General features: G+C 49.1%; 14 protein-coding genes and 1 riboswitch. Of the genes, 13 read left to right on the plus strand and 1 reads right to left on the minus strand.

Annotation, left to right across the window (positions count from 1 at the left end):
* Positions 1-36 precede the first annotated feature (36 nt).
* Positions 37-139, plus strand: a riboswitch (SAM riboswitch).
* A gap of 128 nt (positions 140-267) precedes the next feature.
* From CB4_RS06590 to holA, 8 genes are all read left to right on the plus strand, one after another.
* Positions 268-1566, plus strand: a complete 1299-nt coding sequence (locus tag CB4_RS06590) for a homocysteine synthase (RefSeq protein ID WP_096464270.1) — start codon at positions 268-270, stop codon at positions 1564-1566.
* An 83-nt stretch (positions 1567-1649) separates the two neighbouring features.
* The gene (locus tag CB4_RS06595) at positions 1650-2153 is read left to right on the plus strand and encodes a deoxycytidylate deaminase (protein WP_096464272.1); all 504 of its coding nucleotides are present in this window, start codon (positions 1650-1652) and stop codon (positions 2151-2153) included.
* 106 nt (positions 2154-2259) lie between these two features.
* Complete coding sequence (locus CB4_RS06600) at positions 2260-2844, plus strand: hypothetical protein (protein WP_096464274.1); 585 nt, start codon at positions 2260-2262, stop codon at positions 2842-2844.
* A 92-nt stretch (positions 2845-2936) separates the two neighbouring features.
* Positions 2937-3581 (plus strand): MazG-like family protein, encoded by a 645-nt coding sequence (locus CB4_RS21305; RefSeq protein WP_181419262.1) that lies wholly within the window; start codon positions 2937-2939, stop codon positions 3579-3581.
* A 1-nt stretch (position 3582) separates the two neighbouring features.
* Positions 3583-5976 carry a DNA internalization-related competence protein ComEC/Rec2 gene (locus CB4_RS06610; protein ID WP_096464276.1) on the plus strand — a complete coding sequence of 798 codons (2394 nt, stop codon included), beginning with the start codon at positions 3583-3585 and terminating at the stop codon, positions 5974-5976.
* A 68-nt stretch (positions 5977-6044) separates the two neighbouring features.
* Entirely contained in the window at positions 6045-6587 is a 543-nt protein-coding gene (locus CB4_RS06615; RefSeq protein WP_096464278.1) for an RNA polymerase sigma factor, read from the plus strand.
* A 1-nt stretch (position 6588) separates the two neighbouring features.
* On the plus strand, positions 6589-7797 hold the full coding sequence (locus CB4_RS06620) for an anti-sigma factor (protein ID WP_157737829.1): 1209 nt from the start codon (positions 6589-6591) through the stop codon (positions 7795-7797).
* A 185-nt stretch (positions 7798-7982) separates the two neighbouring features.
* Positions 7983-9044: a DNA polymerase III subunit delta gene (holA, locus tag CB4_RS06625; protein ID WP_096464282.1), complete on the plus strand. Its 1062-nt coding sequence runs from the start codon at positions 7983-7985 to the stop codon at positions 9042-9044.
* Positions 9045-9120: 76 nt separating this feature from the next.
* On the opposite strand, the gene rpsT is transcribed toward holA, so the two are convergent.
* Complete coding sequence (rpsT, locus tag CB4_RS06630; protein ID WP_096464284.1) at positions 9121-9387, minus strand: 30S ribosomal protein S20; 267 nt, start codon at positions 9385-9387, stop codon at positions 9121-9123.
* Between the two features lie 157 nt (positions 9388-9544).
* Between rpsT and gpr the strand changes: the two genes are divergently transcribed.
* From gpr to lepA, 5 genes are all read left to right on the plus strand, one after another.
* On the plus strand, positions 9545-10657 hold the full coding sequence (gene gpr, locus CB4_RS06635; protein ID WP_096464286.1) for a GPR endopeptidase: 1113 nt from the start codon (positions 9545-9547) through the stop codon (positions 10655-10657).
* 390 nt (positions 10658-11047) lie between these two features.
* Positions 11048-12220: a stage II sporulation protein P gene (spoIIP, locus tag CB4_RS06640; RefSeq protein ID WP_096464288.1), complete on the plus strand. Its 1173-nt coding sequence runs from the start codon at positions 11048-11050 to the stop codon at positions 12218-12220.
* A gap of 16 nt (positions 12221-12236) precedes the next feature.
* Positions 12237-12554: a DUF3679 domain-containing protein gene (locus CB4_RS06645; RefSeq protein ID WP_157737831.1), complete on the plus strand. Its 318-nt coding sequence runs from the start codon at positions 12237-12239 to the stop codon at positions 12552-12554.
* Positions 12555-12622: 68 nt separating this feature from the next.
* The gene (locus CB4_RS06650; protein WP_096464292.1) at positions 12623-13738 is read left to right on the plus strand and encodes a M24 family metallopeptidase; all 1116 of its coding nucleotides are present in this window, start codon (positions 12623-12625) and stop codon (positions 13736-13738) included.
* Between the two features lie 656 nt (positions 13739-14394).
* Positions 14395-16209 carry a translation elongation factor 4 gene (gene lepA / locus CB4_RS06660; RefSeq protein ID WP_096464296.1) on the plus strand — a complete coding sequence of 605 codons (1815 nt, stop codon included), beginning with the start codon at positions 14395-14397 and terminating at the stop codon, positions 16207-16209.
* The last annotated feature ends 29 nt before the right edge of the window (positions 16210-16238 follow it).

Below are 16238 nucleotides of genomic sequence, written 5' to 3' on the forward strand. Positions count from 1 at the left end.
AGAACAGCACGACACAATCACACAATAGAATAGTATCTCTTATCGAGAGAGGCGGAGGGACTGGCCCTATGAAGCCCGGCAACCGGCACGACGTGCAAGGTGCTAAATCCAGCAAAGCAGCGGCTTTGGAAGATGAGAGCGGTGATACATACCTGAGTATGCAACCCTCTTCTTCCACAACGGAGAAGAGGTTTTTATTTTGGTACATAACATCGCCCTCCGTGAAGAAAAACTACCTACACTTACTTTTTCAAGGGGGATATGACAATGGCACAAGAACGCGAACTGAAATTTGAAACAATCTGCCTGCACGGCGGACAGGAAGTAGACCCGACTACACAATCACGTGCGGTTCCAATCTACCAGACGAGTTCCTATGTATTCAAGGATACAGACCATGCAGCTAACTTGTTCGGACTAAAAGAATTTGGCAACATCTATACACGTATTATGAATCCAACGCAAGATACATTCGAGCAGCGCATTGCACAGCTTGAAGGCGGTGTGGGCGCGCTGGCCGTATCATCTGGCCAATCTGCCATTACATTCGCGATTCTCAACATTGCAGGCGCAGGAGATGAAATCGTCGCATCGAGCAATCTGTACGGTGGTACGTACAATCTGTTTGTACACACATTAGGCAAACTCGGCATCAAAGTAACCCTGGTTGATCCGTCTGATACAGAAAACTTCCGTGCAGCGATCACTGACAAAACAAAAGCGGTCTACACGGAGACAATTGGTAACCCGCGTATTGACGTAGCGGATCTCGAAGGAATTGCCGCGATCGCGCATGAGAACGGTGTTCCGCTTATCGTGGATAACACATTTGCAAGTCCGTATCTGTGCCGCCCGATTGAGTTTGGCGCAGACATTGTGATTCATTCTGCTACGAAGTTCATTGGCGGACACGGTACATCCATCGGTGGTGTGATCGTCGATTCTGGTAAATTCGACTGGAGCAATGGCAAGTTCCCAGGCCTGAGTGAGCCGGACCCAAGCTACAATGGTGTAGTATACACAGAGGCAGTAGGTAACCTAGCGTATATTATCAAGGCTCGTGTACAGCTGCTGCGTGATATCGGGGCTGCTACGACACCGATTAACTCATGGTTATTCATTCAAGGTCTTGAGACACTTCACCTGCGCATGGAGCGCCATGTAGAAAATGCGCTGAAGGTGGCGCAGTTCCTCCAAAATCATGAACTCGTATCATGGGTGAACTATCCGGGCCTTGAAGGTGACAAATATTATGAGCGTGCGCAAAAATATTTGCCAAAAGGAGCAGGTGCGGTCTTCACATTCGGCATTAAAGGCGGTATTGAAGAAGGCAAGAAATTCATTAACAGCCTGAAGCTGTTCTCACATCTGGCGAACATTGGGGACGCGAAATCGCTCGTCATTCACCCGGCAAGCACAACACATCTACAACTGACAGAAGAGCAGCAAATCGGTGCAGGCGTATCTCCGGATCTCATCCGTCTGTCTATCGGTATTGAAGCAATTGATGATATTATTGCTGACCTGGAACAAGCGCTTAAAGCTAGCCGACTGGCAACTGTATAATATATGAAGAGGATGCTGTGCATTTTGCACGCATCCTTTTTTCGTTTACTATAGAAGAAAGAACATGTGGAGGAGAGAGAAGAATGAGTGAACGCAAAACATGGGATGAGTATTTTATGGACCTGGCTTATATGGCATCTACACGTGCGACGTGCCCACGTCGGCATGTAGGGGCTGTACTCACAAAACAGCGCAAAGTGCTAGGTACTGCCTATAACGGAAGTCCGAGTGGTGTACCATCCTGTCTGGAGGAAGGATGCTTGCTACATAGTTATTACGAGACAGACGAAGCGGGCGTGATTAAGGAGAAGCAGAAGTGCATTCGAACGATTCACGCGGAGCAAAACCTGTTGTTGTTTACCGATCAAGCGGATCGACAGGGGGCGACGATTTACGTGACGGATCAGCCGTGCTGGACGTGCGCGAATATGATTGCGAACAGTGGCATTGCGGAAGTTGTCTTCCATCGTCCGTATGCAAAAGATCATGTGAAAGTAGCGGAACTGTTTCAAAGAAAAGAGATTTTGTTCCGGCAGTTGGATATATACAAGGCTCCAATCGGTATTAAGATGGAATTTGTAGATTAGCATAATTTTTTTATAAAATGCGTGAAAAACTGGTATGGACTAGTCGCGAGGGGGTAAAGATGTAGCAAGAAGGAAATGAAGCTGAACTACAAAAGAGGTGAATTCTATGCAACCGAATGTGGCAACGATACGTGGTGTATGCGATAATTTTCAGGCTCCGCAAGAACGCATTGATGATGTCTATCGAATTGTAGAAGAAGCCAAAGTGCGTCCGGAAATTACAGTAGAAGAGAAGAAAACCATGCAGGGTACGCTCCTGCTTGGATTTTATACAGAACATGGTGTATTCCGGCTGGTTGTACAGTCAGGGCTTCCGATCAAAGGTCGACTTTACATTAATGGAATTACCGAGGAAGAGCTGAATGCAAACCCGCTCATTCGCCTGTTCCATGGCTCGATCTATCTGATGGGAGCAAGCGGCATGCTTCGACTGTATGAAGAAGGAATGAGCAAGGACATTCATTTTCGGGAAGGACGCATCTTTGAAAACAATGGTTTCGGAGAAGAGAAAGAGCTGGCTAACGTTCTTGTTGAGCAGTATATCGAACAGCAAATCGTCGAGGGACGGATTAACTGGTTGCTAGAGAGGCTCAATGACTGCATCGAGCAGCAGGAAGAACCTAATATGTACATAATTAAGCAGGAGTTGTCCATACTCACGGATCAGTGGAATGGCCTGCAAAGTTCGTAGAAGGAAGAGCATAAGCTCTTCCTTTTTACATTTATTTACAAAATATTTGCGTATCGTGATACAATAAAGAGAAAAAGGGAGTTGTCCATACCATGATTGAGATTGTACTTCCCCGGCTGAACCAGCTTGTTCCATCGTTGGAATCGACATTTCAAAAGCTGGTAGAAGAACAGGGAGAGTTGAGTGAAGCGATTCTTCGCTGGATGGAGGAGCAGGGGACACCGGGAGCACGAGAGGCGCTGCATCATGTGGCAGGGGAGCTGCTTGATGTGGCACAGACGTGTATTTCTATGACATTCGTGCTCGAAGACATTGCGCCGGATGTGCGCCTTGATGCGATGATGGATGAGCATCTTGCCAAACTGCTGCGCAAAGGCTATGTTCGACAGATGCAGGAAATGGATGATGTATACAGTACTGTGACAGCAGATGGCTATCGGGCACTGCGGTTGCCACGTCTGGTCATTCCAGGTGTTACGCTGGATAGTACAGTGCTTAACATCTCGGTAGCGATTGGGCGGTTCGCACAGTGGATTGGCAAGTTTCGTGGCGCAAGCGGGGAAGAATGTGTTCGGGCGGAAGAACAGGTGCTACGCGGTTGCGGCTTGAATCTACTGCATATCGCGCAATGCTGCTTTACGATGTTATACATATTAGAAGAAACATTTGTGATGGATATTAACAGTCTGCTGCACGCGCATGTAGAGAAGCTTAAGCTGCGCGGATACGTGAAGTAGTATGATCGGGCGGCGGATGTTGTTTGTATATAGTTTGTACGGATTAGGTGGACTTATTTGCGCCGCAGTATATACAAACAGTGTTAAGTCCGCTCTTTTGGTGCTGGCTGTTGGTTTTGCAGTTTCAGCTGGTCTGTTCGTGCGACATGCAGAGCTTAGACGTTGTGCAATCATTGGGGTATGTTTGTTTATGGCTGCATTCAGTTACTATCGTTTGATTGATAGCCGCAATGTAAGCATGCTTTCGGTCGGAGCAGTCACGTGTGAAGGTGAGATTGTGAGTAAGGTTGTGTATGATGGAGATCGGGTTCGGTTCGCGCTGCGTGTGCATAAGGTGAACGCACAGCCGGTCACGGCAGAGGAGACTGTGCAGGTAACGGTACGTTTGAAGAATATCGAAGAATGGAAGCGGGCCCGGGATGTGTTCCGATATGGTACGCAGCTTGCTGGCCCACTCGAGCTTTCTGTGCCGCCTGAACCAACTAATCCAGGTGCATTTGATTATGTGCGTTTTTTGTATTTCCAGCATGTTCACCGAGTGGGGAGTATAGAAGGGTTGAACGCGATTTCGTATCAAGCCCCTACATCTAGTGTACGGGGGAGTCTGGTAGCGGCGCAGGAATGGCTGGCGGAACGGTTGAAGGAGATGTATGGGCCGGATACAGAGGGGCTATTGTCCGGATTTTTACTCGGTTCTGTTACGGAGATTGATTCGGAGACATATGCGAAATTCTCTGGTCTTGGTCTAACCCATGTGATTGCCATCTCAGGTCAGCACATTGGGATGTTTGTAGCAGCTCTTGTCTTTCTGTGCCGGCTTGCTGGCCTATCGCGAGAGCATAGCTTTCGACTTACTATGGTAATGCTGCCGCTGTATGTGTTTTTGACCGGAGCTAGTCCGTCCGCTATGCGTGCTCTCATTATGGGAGAGCTTGTTTTGCTTGCCCTTCTCGTGCGGCGACGAGCGGATGGGTGGAATGTGCTCGGTGTAGCCTTTCTTGGCATGACGGCGGTTGATCCGTATGTGATTCATCAGGTTAGTTTTCAACTTTCTTTTCTTGTTACATTTGGGTTGCTCTTGCTCGTTCCTCCGCTACAGGTGCGATTGCAGTGGATGAAGCCTGCTTTCCTGCGCGGTCTTGTGGCAGTAACCGTAGCGGCTACTCTTACCTCGTTTCCCTTAACGGTGTATTATTTTCATGTCTTTTCTTTTCTTTCTCCTCTCATTAATTTTTTATTCGTTCCGTTTATAAGTGTATGTATTGCGCCTCTTGCTGCCCTTTCGCTTGTTTTTGGAGCCATTCATCCTGGTTTTGGTTTTTTAGCCGCAAACATAGTAGACAGTGTGTTAACTCCTGTTTTACACTTTTTGTATACGATCGAGTCCCAAAGATTAATGCGCATCGTGTGGAAGTCTCCTTCTATCATATGGTTGACTCTTTATGGGCTATTGGTTGCTTTCATTGCTTTGCTTTTGTATGGTAAAATTGCCCTTAATCGGAAAAGTTGGTTACTTTGTATCGTACTCGCTCTCATTTGTGCATCTCTTCCTTATGTAGATCGCCGTGCTGAAGTGCGGATTACGTTTCTTGATGTCGGACAGGGAGATGCGATTGTGATACAGACGCAAGACCGAGTCGTATTAATTGATACGGGTGGCATTCCAGCAGTGCCGTTTGATGGACAGACATGGCGTATACGGCGCAAGCCGTTCTGGCCAGCACAAGATGTCATTCTTCCTTACTTATACGCACAGGGAATTGGAAAGATTGATCAGCTGGTTATGACACACGGCGATAGTGACCACATTGGTGGTGTTCCTTATGTTCTTACACATGTGCCTGTCCGACAGGTGATTAGCAACGGGGATCTGCCGCGGTCTCACCTTGAGCAGGAAGTGGCTGCTCTTATGCAAGCGAAGCATATTTCTCATGCGGCTGTGTCAGGCGGTCAAGTATGGGAGGAGCGGGAGGGAGTACGGTGGCGTGTACTGAATCCTACAGGGATAACCGGATCTGGAAATAATGATCGGTCTGTTGTGTTGCTGCTTGAAGTGTATGGTCGCCGTATTTTGTTTACGGGTGATCTGGAGCGAGAAGGGGAGTTGCGTCTGCTTGCAGATGGAATGGAAAAAGTTGATATTTTGAAAGTTGGCCATCATGGGAGCAAAGGCTCAACTTCAGAAGAATGGTTGACCCAGATAAAACCCGATCTGGCGATTATTTCAGCCGGACGAAACAATCGATACGGGCATCCGCATCGTGATACAATGGAAAGACTGAATCAAGCCGACAGCCGTATTGTACGAACAGATGAATGCGGAGCTGTTACGGTCATCGTAAACAATAAGCAACTCGGCTATACAACCGTAAAAAACGGGATGACATGCCGGTAAAATTTCTAGATGGATGCAACTTTTTAAAAAGGGATTCCGTCTGTAGGGTAGAGAGGGGAGGCAAGAGCGTGGTTGATGAACAATTGATACGCTCCGCCCAGAACGGGGATCGGGATTCTCTCGTGCGGTTACTAGAAGAGATTGAGCATTCCGTATACCGGACCGCATTTTATATAGTTGGTAATGAGCAGGATGCGATGGATGCATCGCAGGAAGCGCTTATTCGGATTTATACTAAAATTGATACATACCAGGAGAAGGCGAAGTTTTCGACCTGGGTTCAGCGCATCGTGACGAACGTGTGCATTGATAAATTCCGTAAGAAAAAAGAGACGATTTCGATCGATCAGCACGAGCTTATGCTGTATGACAAGCAGAACGTGGAGCAGGAGGTCGAACGTGCTGGGATGGCAGTCGAGGTACGGGAAGCAATCAAGCGCCTGCCGGATCATCAGCGTACAGTCGTGACGCTGCGCTATATGCAGGATCTATCATACGGCGAAATTGCAGAAGTGATGAATATGCCGCTTAACACAGTGAAATCGTACCTCTATCGTGCGCGACAGCAGCTTCAGGAATTGCTACATGAATATCAGAAAGGTGGTGTATAGAGTGAGTTGCGATATGATATATGAACTGATGCAGCGGGATCTAGATGATGATCTTAGCCATGTTGAGAAGCAGCGCATGCTTGCGCATTTGTCGTCATGCGGATCATGTTCGGAGCTATATGAGCGTCTTCACTCGCTCTCTGCCCACCTTGCTACGCTTCCGGCTGTAACGCCTCCAATGAGCATCGTGCAGTCCATTATGCCGCGTCTTGATGAAATTGAACGTATGAAAACAGAACATTCGGAGCAAGCAGCGTCTTCTGAAGTGGAAGAAGCAAAGTCGGGACTGCGTTCGGAACGGAATCTGTTCTGGTTCCGTTCCTTTGCCGGAGCAGCCGCAGCGGCGGCTGTACTGACCATTACGATCTGGAATATGGATGATTCTCCGCTTCAGCATACTGCATTTTCTCCGACTCCGCCGCAGGTTGAGGGCCGAGTTGCCATGCAGGGGGCTGACAAGCCAGCGTCCACCAAACCACCTGCTGCAAATGCAGCAGCTTCGGGTGAGAAGTCGGTAACTCCATCCTCAGGCCAGCCTGCCACTGTTCCAAGTGAGAAGTTACCTGCTACTGCTACGACACAGCCAGTAAGTAAGGCTGAACCGAATGGTGTTTCAGAAGGCAAAAAAAGTGAATCGACTGATAAGGTGCCCCCTTCTTCTGTGGCAGAGACGACACCAAAAGTATCAAACCAAATGCCAGACACTCAGGCGAATAGCAAGCAAGAAAAAGCGGTTGTTGCTGAGAAAACAGAAGCACCTGCAACGGATTCGCAAGCGGACAACGTGCAGGCTCAGAAGCCGGAGAAGGAGACGACATCCGAACCGGCAGTGTCCAGCCCTGAGCCCGCTGCTGGTAAGCGCGGTATGATGCTTGGATTTGTGGCACCGGAAGACATGAAAGATAAGGCAGAGAATAACGCTAAAGTAGCCGAGCCGGATCAAGCGGCTACGAGCCATGCGATAGCTGATGAATTCTTCGTTAGTAAAAGCGGAAATCGTCTGGTAGTGAAGGATGGAAGCGGACAGATCAGGTTTGCTACACATGACTGGGGCGATATGTACGGTGTGTCCTACCGCTGGATCGATAGCAAACGGATTTCGTATACGCTTGATTATCAGGGAGCAGGCACGGAGATCGGTCCGCGCCCACAAACGCAAGAATGGCTGATTGACTTGCATAAAAATATCGAACGTCCACTTTTCAAATAATATGCACCTTTTGCGGTAGTGTGCGTATCATGTAGTAAAAGCAGAGGTGCTTATCGTTCAGCTGACGGGTAACGGGCCCACCCGAACCTGAACGTTTACATATACGCGCAGCTTTCTGAACAGCCATGGCAGGCATCTGCCATGGTTTTTTTCGTTCTGGTATAATGGGAGCGAGGTGAAGAGGTATGGATATCCGGCAGGCAGCCCGGGAGATTAAAGCAGGTCGTACAGCTCCTATATACGTGTTGTATGGTACAGAGCATTACCTAATGGATGAACTCATTCGAATGATGGAAGCGGCGGTACTGGATGAAGCGAGCCGCGATTTTAATTATAGTGTACATGATATGCGGGAGGTACCGATACAGACCGCATTGCAGGATGCAGAGACATTTCCGTTTATGGGGGAGAAGCGGCTTGTACGGGTCAGGCAGGCGCTGTTTTTAACAGGTGCGAAGCAGACAGGATCGGTGGAACATGACTTAGAGCAGGTCCTTACTTATGCCACCAATCCGCCAGACTATTCTGTGCTCGTATTTGAAGTGAATCAGCCAAAGCTGGATGAGCGAAAAAAAATTGTCAAAGCGCTGAAAGAAAACGGAGTTGTCATTGAATGCGCCGAGCTCGGCGAACGGGCGCTTGTGGAATGGGTGCTTAGGCAGGCACAGCGCTACGAGGTGAGCATGGAGCCGGATGCGGCAGAGCTGCTGCTGGCCATGAGCGGCACCCGGCTCCGTCAGTTGGATAAGGAAATTGAGAAGATGGCGGTGTATGTGGGTACGGGTTGCGAGATCACGGTAGAGACGGTAGAGCGATTGGCGACCCGCGAACTTGAGCACGATATATTCCGTCTGATTGACTATATTGCCCGGCTGCGGATTGAAGAGGCGTTGCGGATGTATTATGACTTGCAACGGCTGAATGTTGGAAGTAGCGAGACGCGAGGGGAAGGAGAGCCGTTGAAAATCTTGACGCTTCTCGCCCGTCAGTTTCGGATTTTGCTACAGATCAAGACGCTTGCACCCAGAGGCTATTCCCAGCAGCAGATTGCGTCTACACTCGGGATTCATCCGTATGTGGCCAAACTGGCAGGTGAGCAGGCACATTCGTTCAGCGAAAAAGCGCTGAAAAATATTGTGCATCGCCTGGCGGAAGAGGACACTCGGATTAAAACTGGACAGATTGAAAAAGGACTGGCTCTTGAGCTTCTTATTGTGGGGTTGAAAGACATTATACAGGCATCCTAACGAAAAGGCTGTCACAAAAGAAAAAGCGACCCTATAAGGGGTCGCCTTTTCTTCATATGAATGCATTCATATATGCTTAAGCAGACAGGCCGTTAACCTTCTTAGCCAGACGAGACTTCTTGCGGGAAGCCGCGTTTTTATGGATCAGACCTTTGGTTACTGCTTTGTCCAGTTGTTTGCTGGCAGCTTGAAGAGCAACTTTAGCGCCTTCGAGGTTGCCTGCAGAAACAGCAACTTCTACACCTTTAACTGCAGTGCGAAGAGCAGACTTTTGAGCTGCGCGGTGAGCGCGACGCTTTTCGATCGTTTTTGTACGTTTGATCGCAGATTTAATATTAGGCATGAGATTCACCTCCTTGGTGCATCCGGTACTACGTGAACTTGTTAAAAGTCAACAAATTAAATTGTATCAGGTCTAGTAGGCATTTGCAAGATTCATTTTCGATAGTGTCATGTTTTTTTTCTTTACACCGGGGCAAAACTAGAACAGAGGTGATAGCATGGAGAACAAACTGGATTTAAGCGTATATAACATTCGGACAGACCTTGCACTTGAAGCGCGGGAGCTTGCATCAGAACGTACGCCAGAGGTGGTCATGAATGGTGTGCAGTTCCATACGGAAGAAGAGAATGGGATTACGGTTTCGACGATGACGATTGATACGGATGAAGGCGCACAGCTTATCGGTAAGGCGAAGGGACGTTATGTAACGCTTGAAGTACCGGGACTACGCTCACATGATTCGGAACTACAGGATCGGGTAACGACAAGGTTTGCACGTGAGTTTGCGGGTTTCTTGAAAGGAATCGGCATTACTGAAAAGCAGAGTGCGCTCATTGTCGGGCTGGGAAATTGGAACGTAACACCCGATGCAGTCGGGCCAATCGTGGTGGAGAACGTGCTTGTGACCCGTCACTTGTTTCAGCTTATGCCGGAGCAAGTCGAAGACGGCTATCGTCCGGTTAGTGCCATCTCGCCTGGTGTGCTTGGCATTACCGGAATTGAAACGAGCGAGATTGTACACGGTGTGATCGAGAAAGCGAAGCCTGATTTCGTTATCGCGATTGACGCACTGGCGTCCCGTGCACTTGAGCGAGTGAATACAACGATTCAAATCTCGGATACCGGCATTAGCCCTGGCTCCGGAGTTGGCAACAAGCGTAAGCCACTTACGAAAGAAGCGCTCGGCATTCCGGTCATTGCGGTCGGCGTCCCGACGGTTGTCGATGCGGTGACGATTGTACACGATACGATTAACTATTTGCTTGGGCACCTGGGACGGCAGGTGAAAGAAGCGAAAAAACCGCGTCCATCAAGCAGGCTCACACCAGGAGGGTTCTCACTTCCAGGCAAGGTGAAGCGGTATACAGAAGACGATATGCCGACACCCGAAGAGAAACAGGCCATCCTGGGCATGATCGGCGGCCTCGAAGAGCAGGAGACCCGTCAACTCATCCATGAAGTACTTGTGCCGCTCGGACACAACCTCATTGTCACCCCGAAAGAAGTAGATGATTACGTAGAAGACATCGCCAATGTAGTCGCAAGCGGATTGAATTCTGCCCTGCACCGTGCGGTTGGTATGGATAATACGTCAGCGTATACACATTAACAAAGAAAGGGAGCTACCTCCAAACCTACAAAATGGTTATGGAGTCTAGCTTCTTTTTTTACCTACAAGTACTTGACTTAGATCTTCACATTAGGTGGGCTTGTTGGAAGCAAAACTGTGTTGGGAGTAGAGAATAGCGGAGCAAGAGAGCTTTTGTACGCTTTTCTCCCAGCGGAAGAAGAACGTTGAACGGGCCTTTGCCCGCAATCCTTCTATGAGAAGCTTCCTTGTTTCCGTTTTGCGGGCGAGTTCATCGGGCTTCTGGAGCGGACAGTTCCGCTATTCTCTACTCCCCCACCACACTTTTGGTTCTATCAATCGCCTTCCTCTCATAGATTGCTAGAAAAGAGCGGGTTGTCCATCCTGTTCAAAGGGAGAGGAGAGTGGGGGATGCAGCGGAAATATCGCGGCGTTGTACTAAATCTAAACGGAGCAGGCGTCCAGCGGAGCTTCATCATGTTATCGCTCAGTACAGCTGTCGTCTTTATCCTGCTCGGGATGCTATTCGTATCACATGCGGGGCGAGGACTATCCTCACAGCACGTCGGAAAAATCGCGGTCGGGATGTCAAACGGCTGGATGCTCCAGACTTTGCGCTACGAGTTGCCCTACTTTCAGCCAGATGCACCAGAGATGGAAACGGTGAATATTCCAACACTTATGTTTCGACTTGTGACAAGCATTAACCCGGACGATCCACGGACGCTTCTTGGCTACGAGCTTCCCGGATTTAGTTTGTTTGATACAGAAGTGCTTGTCTCGGAAAAAGCGGTGGCATTAAGTGACCTGCCGTTTGAATCATCTCCACCGCCAGAAGCGTTGCGCGACGAACCCGCAGTGGACAAAAAGGAAGCGCCAGTCCCACCGCAGGATACGATGCTGTCGACTAAAGGGAAAAAAGTTATGTTTATCTACAATACGCACAACCGCGAATCGTGGGTATCAGAGGTGCCAAAAGCGCGCGAGAAGAATGACCCGAATCTCGCGATGGATTCAAAAACGAATGTAACGCTTGTCAGCAAGCGGATGGCCAAAACACTTGAACAAAACGGAATTGGCTCAACAGTGGGGCTGCGTGATTTTACAGGCATCTTGAACCAGCGCAGTGCCTCTTATTCTCTGTCGTATGCGGAATCACTTAAAATGGTTAAGTCAGTCGTGGCGCAGGATCGCAATTTGAACTATTTCATTGACATCCACCGCGATTCACTTCCACGTAAATCGACCACGGCAACGATTAACGGGAAGACGTATGCGCAAACATTTTTCGTCATTGGCATGCGCAACCCGAATTGGGAGAAAAACCAGCAGTTTGCACTTAAAGTCCATAACGTAATCGAGAAAAAATACCCCGGCCTCTCCAAAGGTATATTTGGCAAAAAAGGTGGGAATGGTGAATATAACCAGTCTGTATCACCTAACTCGATTCTGATCGAGGTGGGTGGGCCTGATAATACAGTAGAGGAATGCTACCGTACAGCGGACATTCTGGCAGAAGCGATTGCCGAAGTATACTGGGAAGCGGAGAAAGCGAATGCAAAGCCAAAAGCGAAACGTTCGTAGGCAGGAGGGAGCGCTCGTGAAACTGGCTGTAAAGTTTGGTTTGCTAGTTGGAGTGCTGTTTGTAGGAATTCTATTCGGGATTAATACAGCGGAAAAAGGAATGCAACGCATTGAAGGTACGACTGATCTGCCAGGCAAAAGCTTCGTGATCAAAAAGGTAGAAGGCGGAAAGATGGAAGTAGAAGTGCTTGGCAAGCAAGTGGCATCCGGAGTGCCGATCTCCAGTGGAAAGGCAGTGACCGGAAACTGGCTTAGCCAGGTTGGAGGAGATATACGTACGTTCGTTATTGGGACAACGCGTACGGTGATGGAATGGATCATGAGCAAATTATAGAGACCGCTTCGGCGGTTTCTTTTTTGTTACAATAAGTATAAAGAATGGATTTGGAGGAGGAGCGAATCATGGTATATAAACAAAGATTGCGCGTCATCGAGCAAGAGATCGAGCAGGCTGGAGTGGAAGTGGCACTTCTGACATCCCCGCTGTCTGTGGCGTACGTGTCCGGGTTTGTATGTGATCCGCACGAACGTTTTATGGGGCTCGTGATACGCCCGGGTGCGGAACCAGTGCTGTTCGTGCCGTCACTGGAGAAGGATAAGGCAGAAGCGGAATTGGCGGCGTACGGCGGTTTTATTCGTGATGTCATTGCTGTTCGTGATACAGACAATCCATATGCCCGCCTGTTAGAAGCAGGGCTTGGTACTGGCGTAAAACGTCTGGCGATTGAAAAGTCATACATGCGTGTCAGAGAAGCAGAGCGGTTGGCGGTAGCACTGCCGGGTGTGCAGTTCGCAGATATTGGCGATGCGATTGTACGCTTGCGCCTGCGCAAGTCGGAAGAAGAATTGGCACGCATGGAGATTGCGATGCGTCTCGTAGAAGAGGTGCTGGCGGAAGGGCTACAAAAAGTCCGTCCGGGTGTGACGGAGCTTGAACTTGTCGCGGAACTGGAATATATCATGAAAAAGAAAGGCGCAGATGCTCCGTCATTTGACACAATGGTACTCGCTGGGGCTAATTCTGCTCTGCCGCATGGCGTGCCGGGAATGACTAAGGTACAGGGAGGGCAGTTCCTGTTGTTTGACCTCGGTGTGTTCAAGGACGGCTATTGCTCGGATATTACCCGCACGTTCGTCGTGGGTGAGCCGACAGAAGAAATGGAGCGCATCTACCACACTGTACTTGCGGGAGAAGAAGCGGCCATTCGAGCTGTCCAGCCGGGACGTGCGCTCGCAGAAGTCGATCGTGCGGCTCGCAATATCATCACAGACGCTGGATATGGACACTACTTCACGCATCGCGTTGGCCACGGACTTGGGCTCGAAGTACACGAAGCGCCATCCGTTCACGGCGAGAACCAGACTCTTATGGAAGCGGGCATGACTTTCACCATCGAACCTGGCATCTATGTTCCGGGACTGGGCGGTGTCCGGATTGAAGACGACATTCTCGTGACCGAATCCGGTGTGCGGGTGCTGACTGCGTTTCCAAAGGGGCTTACGAAGCTAAGTTTGTAGGCACTGGATAAATACAAGGACATTTTGGATAGTTGTCATAACAAAGTATGGTGGAGGAGCAGAGAAGAAATGGGCATGTCACTTTGTTACGCTCGACAGGGAAGCGTACACTGGCCGCTCCAGGTGACAAGTGAACTCGCCCACAAAAGGGACAGGGATGCTTTTGCGAAGAAGAGTTGTGGGCAAAAGCCCGTTCCCTTGTCCCCCTCCGCTGGGCATTCGCGTAAAAGCGTTCCGTTGCCCATTTCTTCTCCACTCCTAACCTACTTTGTTAAGCATCAGCTAAACAAAATGTTTGTTTTTGGACTGTAAAACATCCTCGAAATCGCTAGGAAAAAACCAACAGCGAAAAACAACGAAAGTATGCAGGAGTCGGAGGGTGGGCGGTGTTCAAGCGGACATTTCGACTTTTATGCTCAGTCATCAGCCCTGGAAAGCGATCAGACCCGCAATTGTCTCCATCATTGATCTACCTAGATGTTTTGCGGGTCCGCTTGGAAGGGATGATGACGGACAGTGATGCTTCTCTGCCAAAGTCGACACGTACGCGGAACACCGCCCACCCTCTCGGCTCCCTCACCATACTTTCGCTTTGTTTTTCCCCCACTGCCTGATATAATAGTACTTAGTGCATTTTTTCCTCGTGGGAGGTACGTATGGATCGTAGAAAAAGACAAGAAAAAATCCGCAATTTCTCTATTATTGCTCACATTGACCATGGAAAGTCCACACTGGCGGACCGGATTCTCGAATTCACCGGCGCGCTAAGCGACCGGGAGAAGGAAGACCAGTTCCTTGATCAGATGGATTTGGAACGTGAGCGTGGCATTACGATTAAATTGAACGCTGTCCAGCTTAAATACAAAGCGCAAGACGGCGAAGAATACATTCTGCACCTGATCGACACACCGGGACACGTCGACTTCACGTATGAAGTATCGCGTAGTCTCGCAGCTTGTGAAGGGGCGCTACTTGTAGTAGACGCCGCTCAGGGCATCGAGGCGCAAACGCTTGCCAACGTGTACCTGGCTCTTGATAATAACCTTGAGATTCTTCCGGTTATTAACAAGATTGACCTGCCAAGTGCCGAACCGGAACGTGTGAAGCAGGAAGTTGAAGATGTGATTGGTCTTGATGCGAGTGAAGCCGTGCTTGCGTCCGCGAAAGCAGGCATTGGCATTGGTGATATCCTTGAGCAAGTTGTAGCCAAAGTTCCGGCTCCGACAGGGGACCCGGATGCGCCGCTGAAAGCGCTCATTTTTGACTCGTATTATGACGCGTATCGTGGGGTTATTACATCCGTTCGGATTGTGGATGGAACTGTGCGTAAGGGTTCCAAAATCAAAATGATGGCGACTGGTGCTGTATTTGAGGTTGCCGAGGTTGGTACTCACGCTCCTTTTGCGAAGCAAGTAGATGAACTGACTGTTGGGGATGTAGGCTATATCGCGGCAAGCATTAAGAGTGTACGGGATACACGTGTCGGGGATACGATTACATTAGCGGACAATCCGGCTGCTGAAGGGCTGCCGGGCTACCGGAAAGTAAATCCGATGGTATTCAGCGGGATGTATCCGGTTGACAGCAGTGACTACAATGACTTGCGGGAAGCGCTGGAGAAGCTTCAGCTCAATGATGCATCGCTCCAGTTTGAGCCCGAGACCTCACAGGCACTTGGCTTCGGTTTCCGATGCGGCTTCCTTGGTATGCTGCACATGGAAATTATGCAGGAGCGCATTGAGCGGGAGTTTGATATTCCGCTTATTACGACGGCACCAAGTGTAATTTACCGTGTTACCAAAACGGATGGGGAAGTGCTTGATATCGAGAACCCATCCAAAATGCCGGACGCACAGCGCATTGATTTCATTGAAGAGCCATATGTGAAAGCTTCGATCATGGTGCCGAAAGATTTCGTCGGCGCGATTATGGATTTATGCCAGCGCAAGCGGGGCGATTTCGTTGATATGCAGTACATTGACGATCTTCGTGTGCAGATTATATATGAAATGCCGCTTGCCGAGATCGTATTCGAATTTTTCGACCAGCTGAAATCAAACACAAAAGGATATGCATCCTTTGATTATGAGCTAGTTGGTTATAAAAAATCGAAGCTTGTGAAGATGGATATTATGCTGAATGGTGAGACGGTTGATGCTCTGTCGTTTATCGTTCACCGTGATACAGCCTACCAGCGCGGTCGTGTGTTCTGTGAGAAGCTAAAAGAGCTCATCCCACGCCAGATGTTCGAAGTGCCAATCCAGGCTGCGATCGGACAAAAAATCGTGGCGCGTGAGACGATTAAAGCGATGCGCAAAAACGTATTGGCCAAGTGTTACGGCGGGGATATTTCCCGGAAGCGCAAACTGCTTGAGAAGCAGAAAGAAGGGAAGAAGCGCATGAAGTCAGTCGGAAGCGTGGAAATCCCGCAAGAAGCGTTCATGGCGGTTCTTAAAATGGACGATAATTAAGCAGGTAACGATAGACAGAGAGAAGAGTG

It is taken from the genome of Aneurinibacillus soli (assembly GCF_002355375.1).
Lineage (GTDB): Bacteria > Bacillota > Bacilli > Aneurinibacillales > Aneurinibacillaceae > Aneurinibacillus > Aneurinibacillus soli.